Origin of the sequence: Bradyrhizobium sp., from assembly GCF_049581145.1 — a bacterium.
Taxonomy (GTDB): domain Bacteria; phylum Pseudomonadota; class Alphaproteobacteria; order Rhizobiales; family Xanthobacteraceae; genus Bradyrhizobium.
This window is the reverse complement of the sequence record NZ_JBAURI010000426.1, coordinates 1-3,917: the sequence shown is the minus strand read 5'-3', so window position 1 is coordinate 3,917 and position 3,917 is coordinate 1. Positions and strand designations below refer to the sequence as shown.

Here is a 3,917-nt window from a genome sequence, read left to right as displayed (position 1 = left end):
GCGGCGCGCACTTCGGCGGCGGCGCGCGGATGGGTGGCGTCCACCACTTCGGCGGGCCACGGGGCGGAGCAAGGATATCTCACTTCGCGGCGCGGCCGGGTTTCCACGGTCGGCGTTCGGCTGCGATCCACGGTCCCCGCCCTGGCGGTCACGCTCCGGCGATGAACACAAATAGAAACCTGGGTCGCGGCGGAAACCGCAATGCAGCGAAGTCGGGCCCGGAGCGCGGCGCGACGGCAAGATCGCGAGCGATCCACAACGCGCTGAACTCCCGCGCGGTCGCAGGCGCCCTGCACAATGAGGCCGCGCTGCGCTCTTCGGCGACGCGCACGCGGATTGCTGCGGCGGCGGCCATGGCGGGTTGGCATGACGGCCACGGCCGAGACGGATGGTGGCGGCACCGCAATGGCGGCTATGGCTGGGTCGGCCCGCTGTTCTGGCCATTCGCCTATTACGACATCTATGATTACACGTTGTGGGGCTATGGCTACGACGACCCGTTCTGGGATTACGGCTATGGCGACATCTATGCCGGGATATTCTCGCCCTATGACTACGATAGCCTCGCCGGCTACTGGCCGCAGGGCAGCGGGGGTTATCGCGCCAGCGGCGGAGGACAGCCCCAAGCTTCTCAGGCCGCGCCGACCGATCAGTTGGCGCAGATGTGCGGCGAGGATGGAAGCGACATCGCCGGCCTGCCGATCGATCAAATCCGAGCAGCCATTCAACCCAACGACGCCCAGCGCGCGGCGCTCGACGATCTGGCAAAGGCCTCGGCAAAAGCAGCCGAGGATATCAAGGCCGCTTGTCCGAGTCAGATGGCGGTCACCGCGCCCGCGCGGCTCGCAGCGATGCAGGCCCGGATCGAGGCGATGATAACGGCGGTCGGAACGGTTCAGCCACCGCTACAGAAGTTCTATGACCTTCTCAACGATGATCAAAAAGCCAAGCTGAACGCGCTCGGCCAAGATGAGCGCAGGGATGAACGCAAGGATCAGCGTCGGCCTGAGGCCGCAAAAAACAACAGCGGCGCTGTCATTGGCAGCTGCGAAGCAGCGCAACCCAATGTCGCGCCATGGCCAAGCGCCGAGATCGAGGCCAAGCTCCATCCGACCGAGGCGCAACGCGCCAGTCTTGCAGCACTGCAGGACGCCACCGCCAAGGCGGAGGACATGCTGAAAACGTCTTGCCCCATCGGCGAGGATGCCATCACTCCGACGGCAAGACTTCAAGCCGTCGGCAAGCGGCTGGACGTCATGCTGCAGGCGGTGAAGAGCGTGCGGGCCGCGCTGGACGATTTCTACGGCAAGCTGACCGATGAGCAGAAGGCGCAGTTCGAGGCGATCGGACCGCGCCGCTCGGCTGAGCAATCGAGCATTTCGCCGCGCCATCATCACTACCGCCGCCACGCCAGCATCAACGGAATGATTCGCCGTCTCATTTCCATCGTGAGATGAAGCTTTCCAGCGCGGATGAACCGGCCGGATGCGTCATTTGGGCAGGGGAAATCGGGAGATCCGCGTTCGCCCGCGACGGGGGCCCCTCAGGCTGCCGCTCAACGTCCAGGTCGCGACCCCCGCCCCTGGCGCGAGGACGACGTCGCGCTGGCGCCGGCCATGCCTCTGGAACAGACCTTTGGCGGCTGGAAGATGCCGGCGGCGCGGTAAGACGACGGATGCGTGGCATCGACGCCGCGCATCCCTTACGCGCGGACCGATCTCGCGCACTTCCAGAAAGGTCCGCACCTGCTCATCGCGTGATCTCGCCGCCTCCCGGCTGATGATGGCGTATTCTCAGCTCAACAGAGTTCGCATCCTGGTAGCGGCGTCATAGATTTCGATCTGGAGCATCGGATAAGTCGACTTCAGTTTCCGGCCGGATGCTTCAGCAGCTTCGACAGTATCAAATTCCGACTTGAAATGGCTGTCGACAATCACCACGAAACCTTCGGTCGGAGGCCGATCGGCACGCGGTGGCTTCTTCGGCTCAGGCTCGTCAATCGACAGAACTGGTTTTTTCATTGGAACTCCATCATGCGCCGGAGGCGTCGGCAACCCGGCGCTATCGCCACGTTACACGCTCCGGCCTGTAATCGCCATTTTCGCTGCATCGAAGAACGTGAACGACCGACCCTCTCAACCAAAACTGACTGATTCAGTTCGGGTCGCCGACCGCGGCAGGCGACGCGGCCTGGCTCGGTGCAGCGGCATTCGATACCGGGCTCGGGCTTGGCGGAGCGCCCGGCCCGATATCGATTGTCTTGGCGGTCTTCACGGCCTTGGCCGGCTTCTCGATCGTGAGATGCAGCACGCCTCTGTCGAAATGAGTTTCGACGGCTCCCTCTTCCGGCTCGAAAGGCAAGAATATCGATCGATAGAACGAGTCAGTCCTTATCCCATCTCGCTCCCCACAGGTAGAAGAAAGATCAAGAGAGAGACGCTGGTCCTCAGGCCTGACGGATCTTGATCTGGTTCAAGGCGGCATACCATCACGTGGCTGGCAGCGCCTGTGATGGACGCCCCATGCCGCGTTTCTCAACTCACGACGACTCGCAAAAGCGGAATCAGTGCCTATCTAAGAGGCTGACAAGACGCACAGCACCGCGTCAACGAGGTTGACCCAATGAGTACAATTTACCGCTCGAGCTTCTCCAGCCGTCTAGAACGGCGATGGGCTCAACGCGTTGAAGCCTTGAGACAGCTCGGGCACAAGGTTGCTGCTGCGGGCGAGCGAGCACGGCAATCCATGTTCGATACGGGCGGAGCGCTGGTTCCAATCCCGGTCAGAACGATCGCGAACCGGCGACGACCCGATCAGTCCCGTGATTGATTTCCCAAATCAGAGCCGTTCATACGACCAGACCCGACACGCCGTGCGATTCTGGGGTCATGACAGCGCTCTAGAGGCCTCATTCTTCATAAGCGAAGACGCGTTGAGGCGAATTGAGCCGAATGGCTGTGCCAGCGCGTCGGGCTTTTTGAGCGCATTCGATTCCAATCGGGATTTGATCTGTGCCGCAGCAGCCAAGATCTATGTTCGCGGCAGCAGAGGATCTTACGACCTGGTTGCCGCCAATTTTTGACAACGGCGCGGTTCGGTCGAACTGAGAACACACCTCGGGATCAGCAGACGTGTGCCAGCTTCGCCCGATGAAGCATTCCATGAAATCGACGCCGTGCCGACCCTTCATTCTACGAAGCCGCAGTCCTCTTCCCCTTCGTAAATTGTTTGGTCAGAAAATCCGCCAGCAGCTCGACGCGCGCTGGGCGCGGACCGCCGGGCGGCGTGACCAGATGCACCGCGCCTTCTGGCTGCTTCCAGCCTTTCAGGATCACCTCGACCTCGCCTGCGGCAATTGCGTCGCCGACGATGAAATCCGGCAGATCCGCGATGCCGAGGCCGGCGAGCAGGGCCGGCATCAGGGCATCTCCATTGTTGACACGCAATGGGCCGGCGGGCCGGACGCTCGCCTGCTCGCCGGCCGCGTTGGTATAGTACCAGACGTTCGGCGTTGACAGATAGGCGTAGCCGAAGCACTTGTGCTGCGCCAGATGCATCGGATGGGTCGGCCGTCCGTAGCGCTCGAGATAGGACGGCGCCGCCACGGTGTAGCGCGGCATCGCGCATAGCCGCCGCGCGATCAGCGAGGAATCCGGCAGCCGGGCGATGCGCAGACCGGCATCGAATCCTTCGCCGATCAGATCCACGGTCGCGTCACTCAGATGCAGGTCGATCGAGACCTCCGGATAGGTACTGAGAAATTCCGGCAGCAGCGGCGCCACCTTGTTCACGCCGAATGTCATTGGCACCGCGAGCCGCACCAGCCCGCGCGGCGCCGTCGATTGCGCCAGGGCCTCGCTTTCCGCCGCCTCGCCGTCAGCGAGCAGCCGCGCGGCACGTTCGGACAGGCGCTGCCC

General features: G+C 63.0%; 5 protein-coding genes. 2 read left to right on the top strand and 3 right to left on the bottom strand.

Annotated elements, in window-relative coordinates:
* The first annotated feature begins 161 nt into the window (after nt 1-161).
* A complete protein-coding gene (locus WCB02_RS13835) occupies nt 162-1,457 on the top strand; it encodes a Spy/CpxP family protein refolding chaperone (RefSeq protein ID WP_423958785.1) in 1,296 nt (431 codons plus the stop codon).
* Between the two features lie 336 nt (nt 1,458-1,793).
* Here WCB02_RS13835 and WCB02_RS13830 read toward each other — a convergent pair whose 3' ends face one another.
* On the bottom strand, nt 1,794-2,021 hold the full coding sequence (locus tag WCB02_RS13830; protein ID WP_423958784.1) for a hypothetical protein: 228 nt from the start codon (nt 2,019-2,021) through the stop codon (nt 1,794-1,796).
* Nucleotides 2,022-2,154: 133 nt separating this feature from the next.
* On the bottom strand, nt 2,155-2,394 hold the full coding sequence (locus WCB02_RS13825) for an Hsp20 family protein (protein ID WP_423958786.1): 240 nt from the start codon (nt 2,392-2,394) through the stop codon (nt 2,155-2,157).
* A 427-nt stretch (nt 2,395-2,821) separates the two neighbouring features.
* Between WCB02_RS13825 and WCB02_RS13820 the strand changes: the two genes are divergently transcribed.
* Nucleotides 2,822-3,082 (top strand): DUF1488 domain-containing protein, encoded by a 261-nt coding sequence (locus WCB02_RS13820; protein ID WP_423958783.1) that lies wholly within the window; start codon nt 2,822-2,824, stop codon nt 3,080-3,082.
* Nucleotides 3,083-3,191: 109 nt separating this feature from the next.
* Here the strand turns inward: WCB02_RS13820 and WCB02_RS13815 are convergent.
* Nucleotides 3,192-3,917 (bottom strand): substrate binding domain-containing protein (locus WCB02_RS13815; protein ID WP_423958782.1); only part of this gene is annotated, 726 nt, incomplete at its 5' end.

What these genes read in the sequence shown, in the direction of transcription:
- WCB02_RS13835 (WP_423958785.1), top strand. Translation starts at nt 162, where the DNA reads ATGAACACAAATAGAAACCTGGGTCGCGGCGGAAACCGCAATGCAGCG.
- WCB02_RS13830 (WP_423958784.1), bottom strand. Translation starts at nt 2,021, where the DNA reads ATGAAAAAACCAGTTCTGTCGATTGACGAGCCTGAGCCGAAGAAGCCA.